Raw genomic sequence first — 15,262 nt, forward strand, 5'->3', positions numbered from 1 at the left:
TCGTGCGCGGCGATCACCCTCCTGCCCTCTTGCGCGACCGCCGGTGAGCGGCTTTGGTGGCACGGGTTGCCACAGAAGGCCGACGGAAGGCTGGGTCCCATGGCGGACAGCACGCGCATCGACGCCCGGCAGGGCGAGAACCGTGCGCCACGCAAGGCGAGTTGGCGCCACATCGGCCCCGGCATCGTCGTCGCGGCGACGGGCGTCGGCGCCGGTGACCTCGTCGCGACACTCATCGCGGGCGGCAAGTTCGGCTACACCCTGCTGTGGGCGGCCGTCATCGGCTGCCTGGTCAAGGTCTCCCTCGCCGAGGCGGTGGGCCGCTGGCACCTGGCCACCGGCCGGACCCTCTTCGACGGCTGGCGCAGCCTCGGACCCTGGACCACCTTCTACTTCGTCGGCTACGTGGTCGTCTGGGGGTTCGTCTACGGCGCCGCCGCGATGTCCTCCAGCGCCCTTCCGCTGGCCGCGCTGTTCCCCGACGTCATGGACCTGAAGGGCTGGGCCGTGCTGTGCGGCCTGGTCGGACTGGTCTTCGTCTGGTTCAACCGCTACGCCGTCTTCGAGAAGGTCATGACCGTCCTGGTCGGCGTGATGTTCCTCGTCACGGTCTACCTCGCGATCCGGGTCACCCCCCACCTCGACGAGGCCCTCGCCGGCCTCGTGCCCGTCCTCCCGGACGGTTCGCTGATCTACACGCTCGGCCTGATCGGCGGCGTCGGCGGCACCATCACGCTCGCCGCGTACGGCTACTGGGTCAACGCCAAGGGGTGGACCGACACGGGCTGGATGAAGGTGATGCGGCTCGACAACCGCGTCGCCTACGTCACCACCGGCATCTTCGTCGTGGCGATGCTCTTCGTGGGCGCGGAGCTCCTGTACTCCTCCGGCGCCGCGCTCGCCAAGGGGGACAAGGGGCTGCTGGACCTCAGCGGCATCCTGGAGCAGCGCTACGGGAGCGCCACCGCCAAGCTCTTCCTGGTGGGATTCTTCGCCACCTCGTTCACCTCGCTGATCGGGGTGTGGCACGGAGTCAGCCTGATGTTCGCCGACTTCACGAGCAAGTACCGGCCCTCCCTCGTCCCGGCCGGAACGGACCGCGAGAAGTCCCTGCCCTTCCGGGCCTACCTGCTCTGGCTCACCTTCCCGCCCATCAGCCTGCTGTTCCTGGACCAGCCCTTCGGGCTTGTCATCGTCTACGGGGTGATCGGCGCGTTCTTCATGCCGTTTCTGGCCCTCACCCTGCTGTGGTTGCTCAACTCCAGCCGTACGCAGGCCGATTGGCGCAACGGCGCACTGAGCAACGCGATGCTCGCGGGCGCCGGGCTGCTGTTCGTGGTCCTGTGCGTCCAGCAGATGCGCGAGCTGCCCTGGTAGCCGCGTCGCCGCCCCGGTGGCGGTAGGTGTCAGGGGTGCGTCGCGTGGTCGTAGGCGCCGATGATCCGCTCCAGGAAGGCGGCCACGGTGACCTGCTCCTCGGGCGTGAGGTTCGAGGCGGCGGCGGTGACTCCCTGGATGAGGGGGGAGACGTACGCGTAGGAGCGGGCCTCCCAGTCGTCGGCGGGGGTGACGATCACCTTGCGACGGTCCGTGGGATGGGGTCGGCGGGTGGCGTGGCCTGCGGCCACGAGCCGGTCGATGACCAGCGTCATCGCCGCGGTGGAGGTGCCCAGCGCCCGGGCGAGGTCGGTGGGGGAGGTCGGTCCGACGCTGACGAGATGACCCATGACGGTCAGCCCCGCCGAGTCCGTGTGCAGCTCACGCCCCAGGTACCTCTCGAAACGCTGCTGGCGCAAGGTCATGTTCCGCAGTTGCTCGCGGAGCGTGTTCGCGTCCACGTCCGGCCCGGCGGCTGAATCGACATTGACATCCATGCGGCCAACGATACTCTGCATATTGCTAAGAACATTGGTAATCAAGGATCCGAGGTAAAAATGGACACCACTCGACCCGCAGGCGGGGCCGCCGCGCCCTACCGGTGGAGGTGGATGATCCTGGCCGTGATGCTCGTCGCCGAGGTCATGGACCTGCTGGACGCGTCGATCGTGAACGTGGCCGGACCCGCTCTGGAGGAGTCCTTGGGCGCCACCTCCACCGGCCTGCAATGGGTGATCGGGGGGTACGCCCTCACCCTGGGCGCCGGACTCGTCCTGGGCGGACGCCTCGGCGACCGCCACGGCCGGCGCCGCATGTTCCTCATCGGCCTCGGAGCCTTCACCGCAACCTCCCTGCTCTGCGCCCTCGCACCGAACATCGAGCTGCTGATCTGCTTCCGGCTGCTCCAGGGCACGGCCGGCGCCATGCTCCTGCCCCAGGGGCTCGGGCTCCTGCGGGAGAACTTCTCGGGCGCCGAACTCGCCAAGGTCTTCGGCATCTTCGGGCCCGTCCTGGGACTGGGCGGCATCATCGGCCCGGTCCTCGGCGGCGCACTCATCTCGGCCGACCTCTTCGGCCTCGGCTGGCGGCTGGTGTTCCTGGTCAACCTCCCCATCGGCATCGCCGCACTCGTCGTCGCCGCCAAGGTGGTCCCGAGGAAGCCGGGCGATCGCACCGTCACCGTCGACGGCGTGGGCGCGGCACTGATCGTCACGGCCTGCGCCCTCCTCGTGCTCCCGCTCAACCAGGGACAGGAATCCGGCTGGCCGCTGTGGACCTGGATCTCGATGGCCGGCTCCGCACTGTGCTTCGCCCTGTTCGCCGGCCGGCAGCGGCGCGCGGCCGACGGCGGCCGCGAACCGCTGGTGACGCCCGGCCTGCTGCGCAAGCCCGCCTTCACCGTGGGGCTCGGCGGCATCGCCCTCTTCTTCGCCGGACTGGTCGGCACCCAGCTCGTACTGACCCTCTACCTCCAGATCGGCCGGCAGTTCACGGCGGGCGAGGCGGGGTTGGGCAACCTTCCCCTGGCGGTCGGCACCGCCATCGGCGGCGCGCTCAGCGGCGCCTTCCTCGCGGACCGGATCGGCAGGGCCGTCCTCCAGGTGGGCCCGCTCGTACAGCTCGGGGGAGCGGCGCTGCTCTGGTACGAGCTGGGGCGGGTGGGCACGACCTTCTCGCTCGGGGACATCGCCCCGGGCGTGGCGGTCGCGGGCATCGGCTCCGGCATGGTGATCGCGGCCCTGTTCAGCTTCATCCTGGCCGCGGTGGACGACGACGAGATCGGCTCCGCGTCCGGCGTCCTGTCGGCCGTCCAGTCCATCGGCGGCTCCATCGGGGTGGCCGTCTTCGGATCGCTCTTCTTCGACCGGGCCGGGACCGGTGACTTCACCACGGGGTTCCGGCACGCACTCGTCGCCCAGGCCTGCCTGTTGGTGGCGTTCCTGGCCGTCACGTTCCTGCTCCCGAAGAAGGGGCGCCCGGAGATCGAACAGCACGAGGAACCCGCCGTCGCGGTCCCCGCCCCCTGACGGACGCTAGACGTCGCCCGGGGGAGCCGGGGGAGCCGCCCACAGGTGCCGCAGCGTGGTGAGGACGAGGGCGCACACCTCGTCCGGGTCGGCGCCGGCCAGCGGCTCGCGGGCCACGACCGTCCGCATCAGGCCGATGCCGAGCAGCCAGGCCATCGCCAGATCGGCGCGCAGGGCACCGTCCGGCGCGCCGGACAGCGATGCCAGCGCCCGCTGATACTCCTCGCCCAGCTCACGCAGGGTCCCGGCCGCGTCCTCACCGCGGCCCACCGACCGCAGGTACACCTCCAGGGAACGGTCGCCCGTGCCGGCGGCGCTGCTCGTGAGCATGGAGCGCAGCGCCGTCTCGAACAGCTCCTCCGGCGGGGTGGTCCGTACCTGCTCCAGGCCGCCCCGGGCGAGCACCTCGGCGAGCAGCCCCTGTTTGGAACCGAAGTAGCGGAACAGCAACGCCTGGTTCGAGCCGGCCACCTCCGCGATGTCGCGGACGGTGGCCCGCTCGTACCCCCGCTCGGCGAACAGGTCGCGCGCCGCGTCGAGTATCCGGCGGCGGGTGGCCGAGGCGTCGCGGCGGCGCTCGCCCGCTCGCGGGCCCGTGGCTTCGTCCATCGTCGCTGTCCTCGCTCCGCCGTCTCGTCGTCGCTCCGCGTCGTGCGCCGGCGTGTTCCCGCGCGCGCCGGCCGTCCGCGGGCGGCCTGTCAGGATAACGACGCCGAGGCCCCGTTGACCGTCCGGAGGGACCGTCCTACGTTTGTAAGCAGTCGCTTACATATGGAGGCCGCGATGCCCGCACCGGACACCGACACCACCGCACCCCTGGCCTACCCCTTCAACTCCGCCGAGGGGCTCCGACTCGCCGACGCCTACGAGCAGGTCCGGGAGCGCCCCGGACTCTTACGCGTCCAACTGCCCTACGGCGAGAGCGCCTGGCTGGTCACCCGCTACGCCGACGCCCGCCTCGTCCTCGGAGACCGGCGCTTCAGCCGCGCCGAGGGCGCCCGCCACGACGAACCCCGCCAGTCCGAGGGACGATCCGACAGCGGCATCCTCGCCATGGATCCGCCCGACCACACCCGACTGCGCTCCCTGGTGGCCCGCGCGTTCACCGTGCACCAAGTGGAGAAGCTCCGGCCCCGGGTACGCGAACTCGCCGCGGAACTCCTCGACGACCTGGAGGCGGCCGGCCCTCCCGCCGACCTCGTGGACCGGTTCGCGCTCCCCCTGCCCGTCGCCGTGATCTGCCGGATGCTCGGGGTCCCCGAGGAGGACCGACCCCGCTTCCGGGTCTGGAGCGACGCCGCGCTGTCGACCAGCTCCCTCAGCGCCGCCGAGTTCGAGGCCAACCGCGAGGAACTGCGCGACTACATGCGCACCCTGATCCACCACCACCGGGCCCGGCCGCGGGACGACCTGATGACGGCCCTCATCGAGGCCCGGGACGGATCCGACCGGCTCTCCGAGCTGGAACTGGTCGACCTGTGCGTGGGCATCCTGGTCGCGGGCCACGAGACCACCGCCTCGCAGATCCCCAACTTCACCCTCACCCTGCTGGAGCACCCGGAACAACTCGCCCTGCTGCGCTCGCGCCCCGAACTCGTCGCCAACGCCGTCGAGGAACTGCTGCGCTTCGTCCCGCTGGGCAGCGGCGCCAGTCAGCCGCGCTACGCCACCGAGGACGTGGAGGTCGGAGGCACCCTGGTGCGGGCCGGCACCCCGGTGCTGGTCGCCACCGGCGCCGCCAACCGCGACGCGCTGCGGTTCAGCGCCCCGGGCGTCCTGGACATCACCCGCGACGGCGTCCCCCACCTCGGCTTCGGCCACGGAGTCCACCACTGCCTGGGCGCCCCGCTGGCCCGCCTCGAACTCCAGGAGGCACTGGCCGCGCTCGTCACCCGATTCCCCGGTCTGCGCCTCGCGGGTGATGTGACGTGGAAGTCGCAGATGCTGGTCAGGGGCCCGCGTGTGATGCCGGTCGGGTGGTGAGCGCCATGCCCGGGAAGTGGACCGTACGCGCGGACCGACAGCTGTGCATGGGCTCGGGGATGTGCGCCGCCGTCGCCCCCGACGTGTTCGCCCTGGAGGACGAGCACGCCTCGGTGCGCCGGCCGGAGACGGACGAGGACGCGCGGGTGCTGGACGCGGCGGACATCTGCCCGGCCCAGGCCATCACGGTGCGGGAGGCGGGAACGGTGATCGCCCCGCGCCCGTAGGTCGAGTCACGACCGTCGCGTGGCCGGTAGGCCCCGGGGCGAGGGTGTTCAGTGGCCGGCGGCGACCTTGACCAGGGCGACCGCCGTTCCGATGATCGCGTCCAGGACCCCGGCCAGTACGGCGAGGGCCGTACCGGCCCCCATGCGGATGCCCCCGTAACACCCCCAGGTGAACAGGCCGGCGACGTTCACCGCGGCCGCGATCAGCAGCGCGGACTCCACGGTGACGGCGGTGAGCGCCGCCACGGCGAGGAGGGTGAGGGGCCCCACCGCGGACAGCAACAGGGGGCTGCTGACGGACACCATGTGGCGCAGCTCGCGGCCGGTGGCGAAGCGGCCGTGGACGACGCGGTGGGCCTGTTGGTCAGCGACCAGGGCGGCCAGCCACAGGCCGACGGCGGTCGTGAGGATCGTGGCCGCCGCTTCGGCCGTGTCGGTGTGGCCGAAGCCGGCGAGCCCGACCACCACCGAGATCATGGTGATCGTCGCGTACAGGCGCTCCTTGAGCCGCGCGGCGGCGAACAACGGTTCGTCGTCGAGGGCCTTGTCGGGTGCGGGACCGTGAGCGGGGGACCCGGCCGCAGGGGTCTCGTCGTGGGCCATGGTCCACACCGTAGGGGCGGTCGGCCGTCCTGACCGGCAGGTGGGGCGGGGATGCGCGCCGTGTCCGACGCGTCCGGCGTGCGCCCCCCGACGTCGGGCCTCGATGTCGTATTTCTGTGTCGGCCAGGACAGAAAGAGCGGAAAGCTGCGGGGAGTCTTTCTCGCCTCCCTGGAGGGTCGGGATTCGCGGCCGATTTTGTCGAGTCAGGGCGTGCTACTGTGATTTCAGTTGCAGTTGTGGTTCCCAAACTTCGAGGGTGCTCATCGGTCGTTCAGACCGGTGAGGGTGCTTTTGTGTTTCCGGCATTTTCCGGACGGGAAGATCATGCGGCGACTCGAAATCCGCAGGGTGTGGATTTCTGGGCTGTGCCCCGAAGGAGATTGACATGGCTAATGGCACCGTGAAGTGGTTCAACGCGGAAAAGGGCTTCGGCTTCATCGAGCAGGAGGGTGGCGGACCGGACGTGTTCGCCCACTACTCGAACATCGCCTCCCAGGGCTTCCGTGAGCTCCAGGAAGGCCAGAAGGTCAGCTTCGACATCGCGCAGGGCCAGAAGGGCCCGACGGCCGAGAACATCGTCACGGCCTGACGTTCGCGATCACGCGTGGGCCGGAGCCCGCACCTTCGGGTGCGGGCCCCGGCTTTTCGCGTTCGCGCGCTCACGTGAGGGAAAACGGCCTGTGGGCGGCCCCGACTCGATCGGGGCCGCCCACAGGTCGTTTTCGGATCCGGGCGTTCCCGGAGCCCGAGGAGGTCAGTGCTTGAAGGTGTCCTTGACCTTCTCCTTGGCCTCTCGGGCATCGCCCTTGGCCTGGTCCGCCCGGCCTTCGGCGGTCAGACGCTCGTTGCCGACCGTGCGGCCCGCGGCTTCCTTGACCTTGCCCTTGGCCTGCTCGGTCTTGGCCTGGGTCTTCTCTTCAGCCGACACAACCATCACTCCCCAACATTGAGAAAGTCTCTTGCCTCGGTTCGTGTGACCGGTTCTCGGGCGCTCAAACGGGGTGAGTCGGAACGGATGTCGGGCGAGCGGGGTGACAGGGGGGGACATCGACTTCCCGCCTGGGGCGATAAAAAACAAATAAGTTTTGTGCGCATGGTCGGGCGGGGTGCGGGCAGTCGGCGTTTCGGAGGTTGATAACAATGGTTCCCCTGCTTCTCGTTCTTCTGCTCGCTCTGATTCTCTTCGGTGCCGGTTTCGCGGTGAAGATCCTCTGGTGGGTCGCCATCGCGGTACTGGTGCTCTGGCTGGTGGGCTTCGTGGCCCGCCCGAAGGGTGGGAGTGGCCGCTGGTACCGCTGGTAGCCACGTTCGTCCATGCACGACGGTGGGGCCCGCTCCTCGACGAGGAGCGGGCCCCACCGTCGTGTTCGGCGGACACAGTGAGTGAGCCGGGAGCGGTGGCTTCCGGCGGATGGTGTTGAATTCTCTCGGGGCCCCGGTGCCACATGGCATCGGGGCCTTGACGCGTTCCCGTCCGATGAGGTGGAAGTGACAGCAGAGAACCCGCTCGATCGTCTCGACGACGACGACTACCCCGCCTACACCATGGGCAGGGCCGCCGAGATGCTCGGAACCACGGCCGGCTTCCTCCGCGCGATCGGCGAGGCCCGCCTGATCACGCCGCTGCGTTCGGAGGGCGGTCACCGCCGGTACTCCCGCTACCAGCTGCGGATCGCCGCCCGTGCCCGAGAACTGGTGGACGGTGGAATGGCCATCGACGCCGCCTGCCGGATCGTCATCCTCGAAGACCAGCTCGAAGAGGCCCAGCGCCTCAACGCGGAGTACCGAAAGGCCGTGGCGCAGTCGCCGGCCGACCGCGACCCCCGCGATGCCGGCCAGGATTCCGGTCGCGACCGGAACTCCGACCCCGGACGCTGAGCCGCCCGGCGAGCCCGAGGCCCGATCCGCTCCCCCTGCCAGGTGACGGGCCCCGGGCCCCGACGTCCCCGATCGGTCGAGGAGTCCGTGGCAGCATCGGCCCCATGCGTTACCGATACGCCACCGAGGCCGACGCTCCGGCCATGGCCGCGCTCTTCTCCGCCAACCACCACGACGCCCTGACGGCGGAGCAACGCCGCGCCCAGGGGTTCGTACAGGGGGCCTTCGACGAGGCGGCGCTGCGCACCATGGCCGGGAACGGGGAGTTGCTGGTCGCCGACGAGGAGGGCCGGCTCGCCGGTCTCCTCGCGCTCTCCGTGGCGGCGGACCTGCCCGACCCGCCGCCTCCCGTCCTCGGTCTGCTCGCCGCCCAAGAGGTACTGGAGTGGCGCGGACGCGCCCTGAGCGGCGTGCGCTGGTTGCTCTACGGGCCCGTCGTGGTCGATGCGGCGTTCCGCGGGCGCGGGGTGGCGCGGGAACTGTTCGCGAACGCCGTCGCCGAGGCCTCCGGACGCGCCGAGGCCGTCGTCGCCTTCATCGAGGAGGGCAACGAACCGTCGTGGCGGGTGCACGTCGACGGCTTCGGGATGACCCCGCTCGGCACCTACGAGGCGGGCGGACGCACCTACCACGCCATCGCGGCCCCGGCGGACGGCCCTTCCTGATCGGCGCCGCGGCCGTGTCGACCTCCCGCCCGGATGCCCCGTACGCCACGCCGAGGGAATCCGGCGGATCGATTCGCCTGGCGGGCCGCTCCTAGGGTCGGTTACCGAATCCCCCCACGGAAGGTACCGATCCGCTCATGAAGCTCCGTCACACCGCCGCCGCAGCCCTCGCCTCCCTCGCCCTGATCCTGACGATGCCGGGTTCGGCCTCGGCCGCCGTGGGCGATTTCCACTACAAGTACGTCGACGAGTACGGCAAGGAGCAGCGCGTCGTCCTGCACAACCCTCACAGCGGCAAGTGCGTCAACCTGCACGCGGTGGGGGAGGACGACGAACTGCCCGGCTACGGACCCCAGAACTCGACCGACTCCACGGTGACGGTCTACCTCGGTGCGGGGTGCACGGGCCCGGAATGGCGGCTCCGCCCCCACGGCAGGCCGGCGACCGACGAACTCGAAGTGCGCTCGGTGCGGTTCGAGGTCAGGGCCGCCTAGCCCGTCTCTGTCGGACCTTGCCGGGCAAGATCCGAAAGAGACGACCCGGCCCGGCGCCGCCAGGATGTTCCCGCCTCCGACACGCTGTCGTCCGGGGCGGGAACACCGAGTCGCACACACCACCGGCCGGTCAGCGGGTGGTCGTCACCACCTGGCTCGAACCGTCGGGGAGGCCGGCGATGGCGACCTGGTCTCCCGCGAAGGCGCCGGTGCGGCCCGGCCAGGGCACGGCCCGGAACGGCGCCCACGCCCCGGAGCGCCCGCGCGTCGCGTGGTGGACGTTCCCGTCCAGCCCCACGGCGAGGACCTGACTGCCCCCGTCGGGCATGCACCGACCAACCGGTCCAGGAGCCGTCGGCCCGGCGGGTCCCCAGGCGCATGGCTCTGCGCGGAGAGGCCCCAGGCCCACGGGGTAGGTGGTGTCCTTGTCGTCGATGAGGATGACGTGCCTGCCCGCCGCCATGTACGGGTCGTAGGTGGAGGTCGGGCTCAACGAGTCGTCCGCGAGTGCCGGATTGCCGGCTCCGCCACCGAGCGCCTGGCCCAGGGCGGTGACGGCCTCGGTGTTGTCGGCCCGCTCGGTCTGCGGGGACGCCGCGGCCGACAGCCTGATGATGACGATTTCCTTCGGGTATTGCCTGATCCACTCCGCGACCTGGTTCACGTCGCCGCGCACGCCACCGCGGCCGTCGGGGGCGTCGAGGAACTGGTTGCCCATCGGGCCGCCGTGATAGGTGAACCACTTGTCACCCTGCTTGCACAGACGCAGATCGAAGTACCGTGCGCCGCGCTCAAGTTGGTCCACCAAGGTACCGCTCTGCGTTCGGGACATGCTCGCCGCGATGGAGGGGAACCGGCGGGCCAGGTCGGCCTGGTCCCCGAAACCGCACACGCCGCTGTTCCTGGTGAAGCTCCAGGAGCCGGAGTCGTGACTGCCCGGCATCACGATCCGGTTCAGCGGGCGATCGCCGATGGTGCCCCGGAAGCCGCCCATCCAGGCCCCCGGATCGATGGCGGGCGCGGCGAGGCTGCCGGCGACCGACATGGGCTGCGCTACCGCCGTGCAGCGGTGGCCGCGTCGGCGGGCGTGGCCGTGTCGTCGGGCGGGACCGTGTCGGCCGCCGGGACCGGTGTCGCTGCGGAGACGCCCGGCGCCTGCCCAGCCCCAGGCCCACGATCAGGGATCCGGTGGCCAACCGGAGGCGAAAGCCCATGTCGGTTCCCTTTCGATTCGATGCTGTCGGTGTGTGCGGTGTGCTCGCTGCGAGCGGCACCCGGTGTTCGACGGGCGTGGTCGGGGTGGTCCGCGGGATCACAACTCCCGGGCCGGCGCCGCCAAGTGGGAGCGGACCAGGGCCAGGTAGTCCGCCGCCAGGCGGTGGCAGTCGCCGGGCCAGCGGGCGGAGAGGTAGTTCCCGTCGCGGACGGTGAAGCCGCGCCCGGGCTTCGCGGCGGTGTCACGGACGGGCAGCGGCGGTCCGGCCAGGAAGTGGCTCGGATCGGCGAGCGCCGCGGTCACCTCGGCCTGGACGGTGGTCGGATAGGTGCGGTAGTACCGCCCCAGCCACAGCCGGGTGAGGTTCCAGGCGGTGAGTTCCAGCAGCGAGGTCAGAGCCGTCGTCCGCCGTCCGTACAGGACCGACCGCCCCGTCGAGGGGTCCTCGGCGCGGGCACCCAACAACACGCCGTGACACACCGCGCCCACCGGCAGCCCGACGGTGAGGACCCGGGCGAACAACCGCTGGGCGGTGGTGTTCTCCAGCAGGGTACGCATCCCCGTGGCGTGCCCGCCCGGGACGAAGAGCCCCGTCAGCGCCGCCGGGTCGACCTGCGCGTAGGACAAGGGCGCCTGGAACCGCGGATCGTCGGTGAGCCGCCGGTACGCGTCGAGTTCGGCGCGGCGGGTCATCAGCCACGGGGAGAGCCAGGAGAACCCCACATCGGTGAGCCGGTCGTCGGCCAGGGCGACCTTCCCGTCGGGCGTCGCGAACCGCACGTCGAGACCGGCGTCGTGCAACGCGGCCCACGGCACCGCCGCCTCGGTCGGGTCGTAGCCGGAGGCGGGCAACAGGAAGACGATCACGGAGTACTCCTCGGGCGGGCGGTGTGCCGGCGGGTGCGGGCCAACTCGGCGGCGACGCGCGGTCCCTTGTCACGCAGGGTCCGCAGGGCGAGCCGGCCGGCGGTGATGACACTGGTACGTCGACCCCGACGACGCAGCGCGGAACGGTCGATGGTGAAGCCCAGACCGGGGCCGGTCGGCAGGGACACGGCGGCGCAGACGTCGGCGAACCGCCGGGCACGCGCCCGGTCCCACAGGGGAGCGTCGGCCACCGCCGTCACCCGCCACCCCTGGTCGGCGCGGGACGGAACGGCGTCGGCAGCGGTACCGCGACGTGGTACGGCTCGATGCGTGACAGGACGGGCACGGTGATCCTCTCGGTTGTGCGGCCCGACCCTAAGAGCGCCCGCGGACCCCGGTCATTGACCGCGGTGGCCGGCTCGTTGACTTCCCGGACCGACGCCGGAACTTCAGCGGGCCGATGCCGGACCTTCAGCGGCCGACACCGGGCGGGGGCCCGGCGGCGTCCGGACCGTCACGGCCGGTTGACGGGAGCCGCGCCCCCGCATTGACTGACGGCCATGTCCGGCATCGAGCCCTCCACCGTCGCCGCGTGCTACGCCCGCGCGGTCCTGAGCGCCACCACGAACGGCGCCGACGAGCCCGGTGCCTGGAACTCGCCCAAGGACCGGCTGGGGTTCACCGAGATGCGCGAGCTGTGGGCGACGGTGATGGGCACCGAGGGCGCCGACCCCCACACCGGGCTGCTCGTCGGGGACCGGATCCGGCCGGGGAGCCTGCACGTCCTCGGCCACGTGGTCCTGACCTGCGCGAGCCTCGCCGACGCCGCCGACGCAGCGGCGCGCTACCACCCGCTGGTCAGCCAGGCCGGCACGGTCACCCTGCACCGGGGCGATGACCGGACCCGCATCCGCTACCGGCCGACCGTGGATCCCGCGACCATGCATCCCCAGCAGGTGGAGGCGATCCTCACCGGCATGGTCAGGGCCGCCCGCTGGGTCGCCGGAGACGACTGGGCACCCCTGTCCGTGTCGTTCACCCACCCGCGCGCCGGCTCCCCGGAGCCGTACACCCGTGTCCTCGGCTGCCCGGTCACCTTCGACGCGCCCGAGAACGCGATCACGGTGGGCAACGAGGACCTCGACCGGCGCCGCGCCCCCTCCGACCCGGAACTGGGCGCCCTGCACCGGGCCTACGCCGACCGGCTGCTGCACGAACTGTCCAAGGCCGTGACGATCGGGGAGCGGGTGCGCCAGTGGCTCGAACACGCCCCGCTCGACGGCACGGGCCCCGCCGACCCGGGCCGGGAACTCAACCTCAGCGCCCGGACCCTGCGCCGGGCCCTCCAGGGGGAGGGCACCTCCTGGCGGGCACTCCTCGACGCCGCCCGCCACGCGCGGGCCCGGTGGCTGCTGGAAACCACGGACCTGCCGTTGGACAGGATCGCCCCTCTGCTCGGACTGAGTGGTGCGACGGCCCTGGTCCGGGCCTTCACCCGCTGGGAGGGCATCACCCCGGGCAGCTACCGCGGCCGGCACACGGGAGCGACCCGTTGAAACGCAGACGTGCCCGGCCGCCCGCCGTGCGTCGGCGGACGCGGCGGGCAGCCGGACACGGGGCGGCCGCCGGACACGGCGAGGGGGTTCTCGCGTTCGTGCCGTGCCGACGGACGTACGGGGTACGGGGTACGGGTGACGGGTGACGGGCTAGCGGAGCGCGCCGAACGCCTTCGTGAAGGCCAGCGGCTGCTGGAGGATCGAACTGCACGTCGGATCGGCGTGGTTCACGGCGCCCTGCGCGCACTGTCGGTCCCGCGTCGCGGACCACATCGCCAACCGGCCGATGCCCTTCGACCTCGCGAAGTCCACGAGCTGCGTCGCGTCCGAGACGGTGAAGACCTCACCGGCCACGTCGTTGACACCGATCATGGGCGTGACGGCGACCGCCTTCCACGCGGCCGCGTCGGTGAGCCCGAGCACTCCCTTGATCTGGGCCTGCGTGGCCGTTGCGGCCTGGACGGCGTACTGACCCATGTCGCCGCCGTACGCGGGCCCGTAGTCCATCGCCATGATGTTGACGCCGTCGACGCGTACGCCGGCCCGCTTCGCGTCGGCCAGCAGGGCGACGCCGGGCTGGGTGAGCCCCTCCGGCATCACCGGCAGGGTGAACGCCACGTCCAGCCCCGGGTGCGACTTCTGGAGCGCGGCGATGGCCTGGCCGCGGCGCGCGTTGGCCGCGGTGTCGGGCAGCGCGGCGCCCTCGATGTCGAAGTCCACCTTGGTCAGGCGGTACTGGTCGATGACCTTGCCGTACGCGGCGGCCAGCGCGTCCGCCGTCGCACAGTTCAGGGCCAGTTCGTGCCCGGCGGCGCCACCGAAGGAGACCCGGACGTCACCGCCCTTGGCCCGCAGCGCGCCGATCTGCGCGGCGACCTTGTCGCTCGCGAGATCCGTGACACCGCCCCACAGCGGCGCGCAGCCGCCACCGGAGGTGATGAAGGCGAGGTGGAACTCGTTCACCCCGGTCTTGGTGGCGGTGTCGACCAGGTCGTAGGCCGGGTACAGCGAGGTGTCCACGTACGGGGCGAAGCGCGCCCCTCCGGCCGGGGCGCCGGTCACCGGCGGGGGAGTGGGGGTCGAGGTGGCCGTCGCGGTCGGCGTGGGCCGGGTGGAGGGCGCCGAGGTGACGGGCGCGCTCGCACTCGCGCTCGCCGTCGGGGTGGGGGTGGGACGTCCCCCGGGCGGGGGTGTCGCCCCCTGCTCCACCGAGCACTTCACGCCGTTGATCAGGCAGGCCGTCGGGTTCCCGGGGGCGCCGGTCCCGCTCGCCACGAAGCCCACCGTGACGGAGGCACCGGCCGCGAGCTGCTTGTTCCAGCTCGCGGGCTTGACGGTGACGTGCTGACCGTCCACCGTGTGCGTGCCGTTCCACAGGGAGTCGATCCTCGTGCCGGCGGGCAGGTCGAACCGGAGGGTCCAATCGGCCTGCGCCTGCGCGGTGTTGTTGGTGATCACGTACTGGCCGGTGTAACCGCCCGTCCAGGAACTGGACTTGGTGTAGACGGCTCCGACGGCGGCGGCCTGTGCGGTCCCGGTGAACGCGAACGCGGCGCCGGCGATCACCGCCGCGGCCGCGATCGCGCCTGTCGCCTTCGCCGTCTTGCTCGTCCTGCGCCGGTGGCCGATCGTGCTGCCCATCGCGTGCCTGCCTCTGAGTTGCCGGGAATCCGGGTCACCGGGGATCCGAGGTGCGTGGAAACCGGGGTGCCGGACGTCCGAGGTGCTGGAGTTCCGAGTTGCCGGACATCGGGGGTGCCGGAAATCGGGGGTGCGGCAGCACGCTAGCCGCCCCGAAACGGACAGCGGTTCGATTCGGGGCCGTGGCTGTGACTCTTAGGTTCCGCTTAAGGCGGGGGTAAGAGGGGGCTGAGGAAGCGGACCGTGGGGAGGCGTCCCGGGCGGGACGGGGTCGGGTCAGACGTAGTCCGGTCAGACGGAGGGGTCGGGATCGGGACCGGGGTCAGGCGTCGCCGTCGAGGCCGAGGTCGAGGAGGGCGTTCTCGACGACCTCGGTGAGGGCCGGGTGGATCCAGTACGGCTCCTTGGCGAGCGAGAGCGCGTCGATCCCGCGCGTCATGGCCAGTACGAGGGGCTGGATCAGGATGGCGGCCTGCGGCCCCATGATGTGCGCGCCGAGCACCCGCCCGGTGCCGGGCTCGGCGAGCACCTTGCAGAAACCGGTCGCGCACCTCCCGCCGGCGCACGGCGCGCAGCCGCGCGTCCACGTCGTAGGTGTCCGCGCCGAGCACGGTGCGGGCCACATGGGCGGTGTAGGGGAGCATCTTGCTCGGAATGCATCCGGCGTTCAGACAGGTCCCGCCGAACCACTTCTCCTCGACGATGGCCACGTCGAGGTCGGCGAACG

General features: G+C 71.5%; 19 protein-coding genes. 10 read left to right on the forward strand and 9 right to left on the reverse strand.

What is annotated here, in order from left to right; translation table 11 throughout:
* Positions 1 to 99: 99 nt before the first annotated feature.
* Complete coding sequence (locus tag OG906_RS31665) at positions 100 to 1,377, forward strand: Nramp family divalent metal transporter (RefSeq protein WP_329447467.1); 1,278 nt, start codon at positions 100 to 102, stop codon at positions 1,375 to 1,377.
* A gap of 29 nt (positions 1,378 to 1,406) precedes the next feature.
* On the opposite strand, the gene OG906_RS31670 is transcribed toward OG906_RS31665, so the two are convergent.
* Positions 1,407 to 1,874: a MarR family winged helix-turn-helix transcriptional regulator gene (locus tag OG906_RS31670; RefSeq protein ID WP_329447468.1), complete on the reverse strand. Its 468-nt coding sequence runs from the start codon at positions 1,872 to 1,874 to the stop codon at positions 1,407 to 1,409.
* A gap of 60 nt (positions 1,875 to 1,934) precedes the next feature.
* Between OG906_RS31670 and OG906_RS31675 the strand changes: the two genes are divergently transcribed.
* Positions 1,935 to 3,404, forward strand: coding sequence for an MFS transporter (locus OG906_RS31675; RefSeq protein WP_329447469.1), 1,470 nt, complete (start codon positions 1,935 to 1,937; stop codon positions 3,402 to 3,404).
* A 6-nt stretch (positions 3,405 to 3,410) separates the two neighbouring features.
* Here the strand turns inward: OG906_RS31675 and OG906_RS31680 are convergent, their stop codons facing one another.
* Positions 3,411 to 4,013: a TetR/AcrR family transcriptional regulator gene (locus tag OG906_RS31680; protein ID WP_329447470.1), complete on the reverse strand. Its 603-nt coding sequence runs from the start codon at positions 4,011 to 4,013 to the stop codon at positions 3,411 to 3,413.
* Between the two features lie 174 nt (positions 4,014 to 4,187).
* Here OG906_RS31680 and OG906_RS31685 point away from each other — a divergent pair, with 174 nt between their 5' ends.
* Together OG906_RS31685 and OG906_RS31690 are read left to right on the forward strand one after the other, a co-directional pair.
* Positions 4,188 to 5,387: a cytochrome P450 gene (locus tag OG906_RS31685; protein WP_329447471.1), complete on the forward strand. Its 1,200-nt coding sequence runs from the start codon at positions 4,188 to 4,190 to the stop codon at positions 5,385 to 5,387.
* A 5-nt stretch (positions 5,388 to 5,392) separates the two neighbouring features.
* Positions 5,393 to 5,614: a ferredoxin gene (locus tag OG906_RS31690; RefSeq protein ID WP_329447472.1), complete on the forward strand. Its 222-nt coding sequence runs from the start codon at positions 5,393 to 5,395 to the stop codon at positions 5,612 to 5,614.
* 48 nt (positions 5,615 to 5,662) lie between these two features.
* On the opposite strand, the gene OG906_RS31695 is transcribed toward OG906_RS31690, so the two are convergent.
* The gene (locus tag OG906_RS31695) at positions 5,663 to 6,217 is read right to left on the reverse strand and encodes a hypothetical protein (RefSeq protein WP_329447473.1); all 555 of its coding nucleotides are present in this window, start codon (positions 6,215 to 6,217) and stop codon (positions 5,663 to 5,665) included.
* Positions 6,218 to 6,603: 386 nt separating this feature from the next.
* Between OG906_RS31695 and OG906_RS31700 the strand changes: the two genes are divergently transcribed.
* Positions 6,604 to 6,807, forward strand: a complete 204-nt coding sequence (locus tag OG906_RS31700) for a cold-shock protein (protein ID WP_053678014.1) — start codon at positions 6,604 to 6,606, stop codon at positions 6,805 to 6,807.
* A gap of 165 nt (positions 6,808 to 6,972) precedes the next feature.
* Here OG906_RS31700 and OG906_RS31705 read toward each other — a convergent pair whose 3' ends face one another.
* Positions 6,973 to 7,146 carry a CsbD family protein gene (locus OG906_RS31705; protein WP_266973353.1) on the reverse strand — a complete coding sequence of 58 codons (174 nt, stop codon included), beginning with the start codon at positions 7,144 to 7,146 and terminating at the stop codon, positions 6,973 to 6,975.
* A 212-nt stretch (positions 7,147 to 7,358) separates the two neighbouring features.
* Here OG906_RS31705 and OG906_RS31710 point away from each other — a divergent pair, with 212 nt between their 5' ends.
* The 4 genes from OG906_RS31710 to OG906_RS31725 all read left to right on the forward strand — a co-directional run bounded on the left by OG906_RS31710 (position 7,359) and on the right by OG906_RS31725 (position 9,255).
* Positions 7,359 to 7,520 carry a hypothetical protein gene (locus OG906_RS31710; protein WP_053676175.1) on the forward strand — a complete coding sequence of 54 codons (162 nt, stop codon included), beginning with the start codon at positions 7,359 to 7,361 and terminating at the stop codon, positions 7,518 to 7,520.
* Positions 7,521 to 7,706: 186 nt separating this feature from the next.
* The gene (locus OG906_RS31715) at positions 7,707 to 8,096 is read left to right on the forward strand and encodes a MerR family transcriptional regulator (RefSeq protein ID WP_329447474.1); all 390 of its coding nucleotides are present in this window, start codon (positions 7,707 to 7,709) and stop codon (positions 8,094 to 8,096) included.
* Between the two features lie 104 nt (positions 8,097 to 8,200).
* Positions 8,201 to 8,761 (forward strand): GNAT family N-acetyltransferase, encoded by a 561-nt coding sequence (locus OG906_RS31720; RefSeq protein WP_329447475.1) that lies wholly within the window; start codon positions 8,201 to 8,203, stop codon positions 8,759 to 8,761.
* Positions 8,762 to 8,898: 137 nt separating this feature from the next.
* Entirely contained in the window at positions 8,899 to 9,255 is a 357-nt protein-coding gene (locus OG906_RS31725; RefSeq protein ID WP_329447476.1) for a hypothetical protein, read from the forward strand.
* Positions 9,256 to 9,385: 130 nt separating this feature from the next.
* On the opposite strand, the gene OG906_RS31730 is transcribed toward OG906_RS31725, so the two are convergent.
* From OG906_RS31730 to OG906_RS31740, 3 genes are all read right to left on the reverse strand, one after another.
* Complete coding sequence (locus OG906_RS31730) at positions 9,386 to 10,300, reverse strand: hypothetical protein (protein ID WP_329447477.1); 915 nt, start codon at positions 10,298 to 10,300, stop codon at positions 9,386 to 9,388.
* Positions 10,301 to 10,567: 267 nt separating this feature from the next.
* Positions 10,568 to 11,338 carry a type 1 glutamine amidotransferase domain-containing protein gene (locus OG906_RS31735; protein WP_329447478.1) on the reverse strand — a complete coding sequence of 257 codons (771 nt, stop codon included), beginning with the start codon at positions 11,336 to 11,338 and terminating at the stop codon, positions 10,568 to 10,570.
* The gene (locus OG906_RS31740; protein ID WP_329447479.1) at positions 11,335 to 11,589 is read right to left on the reverse strand and encodes a hypothetical protein; all 255 of its coding nucleotides are present in this window, start codon (positions 11,587 to 11,589) and stop codon (positions 11,335 to 11,337) included. The genes OG906_RS31735 and OG906_RS31740 overlap by 4 nt, the downstream gene beginning before the upstream one ends.
* Before the next feature lie 309 nt (positions 11,590 to 11,898).
* On the opposite strand from OG906_RS31740, the gene OG906_RS31745 reads away from it, so the two are divergent.
* Positions 11,899 to 12,894 carry an AraC family transcriptional regulator gene (locus OG906_RS31745; RefSeq protein ID WP_329447480.1) on the forward strand — a complete coding sequence of 332 codons (996 nt, stop codon included), beginning with the start codon at positions 11,899 to 11,901 and terminating at the stop codon, positions 12,892 to 12,894.
* Between the two features lie 150 nt (positions 12,895 to 13,044).
* Here the strand turns inward: OG906_RS31745 and OG906_RS31750 are convergent, their stop codons facing one another.
* The gene (locus tag OG906_RS31750) at positions 13,045 to 14,535 is read right to left on the reverse strand and encodes a cellulose binding domain-containing protein (protein ID WP_329447481.1); all 1,491 of its coding nucleotides are present in this window, start codon (positions 14,533 to 14,535) and stop codon (positions 13,045 to 13,047) included.
* Between the two features lie 322 nt (positions 14,536 to 14,857).
* On the reverse strand, positions 14,858 to 15,064 hold the full coding sequence (locus OG906_RS31755) for a hypothetical protein (protein ID WP_329447482.1): 207 nt from the start codon (positions 15,062 to 15,064) through the stop codon (positions 14,858 to 14,860).
* Positions 15,065 to 15,262: the final 198 nt, after the last annotated feature.

Source organism: Streptomyces sp. NBC_01426 (assembly GCF_036231985.1).
Classification (GTDB): Bacteria; Actinomycetota; Actinomycetes; order Streptomycetales; family Streptomycetaceae; genus Streptomyces.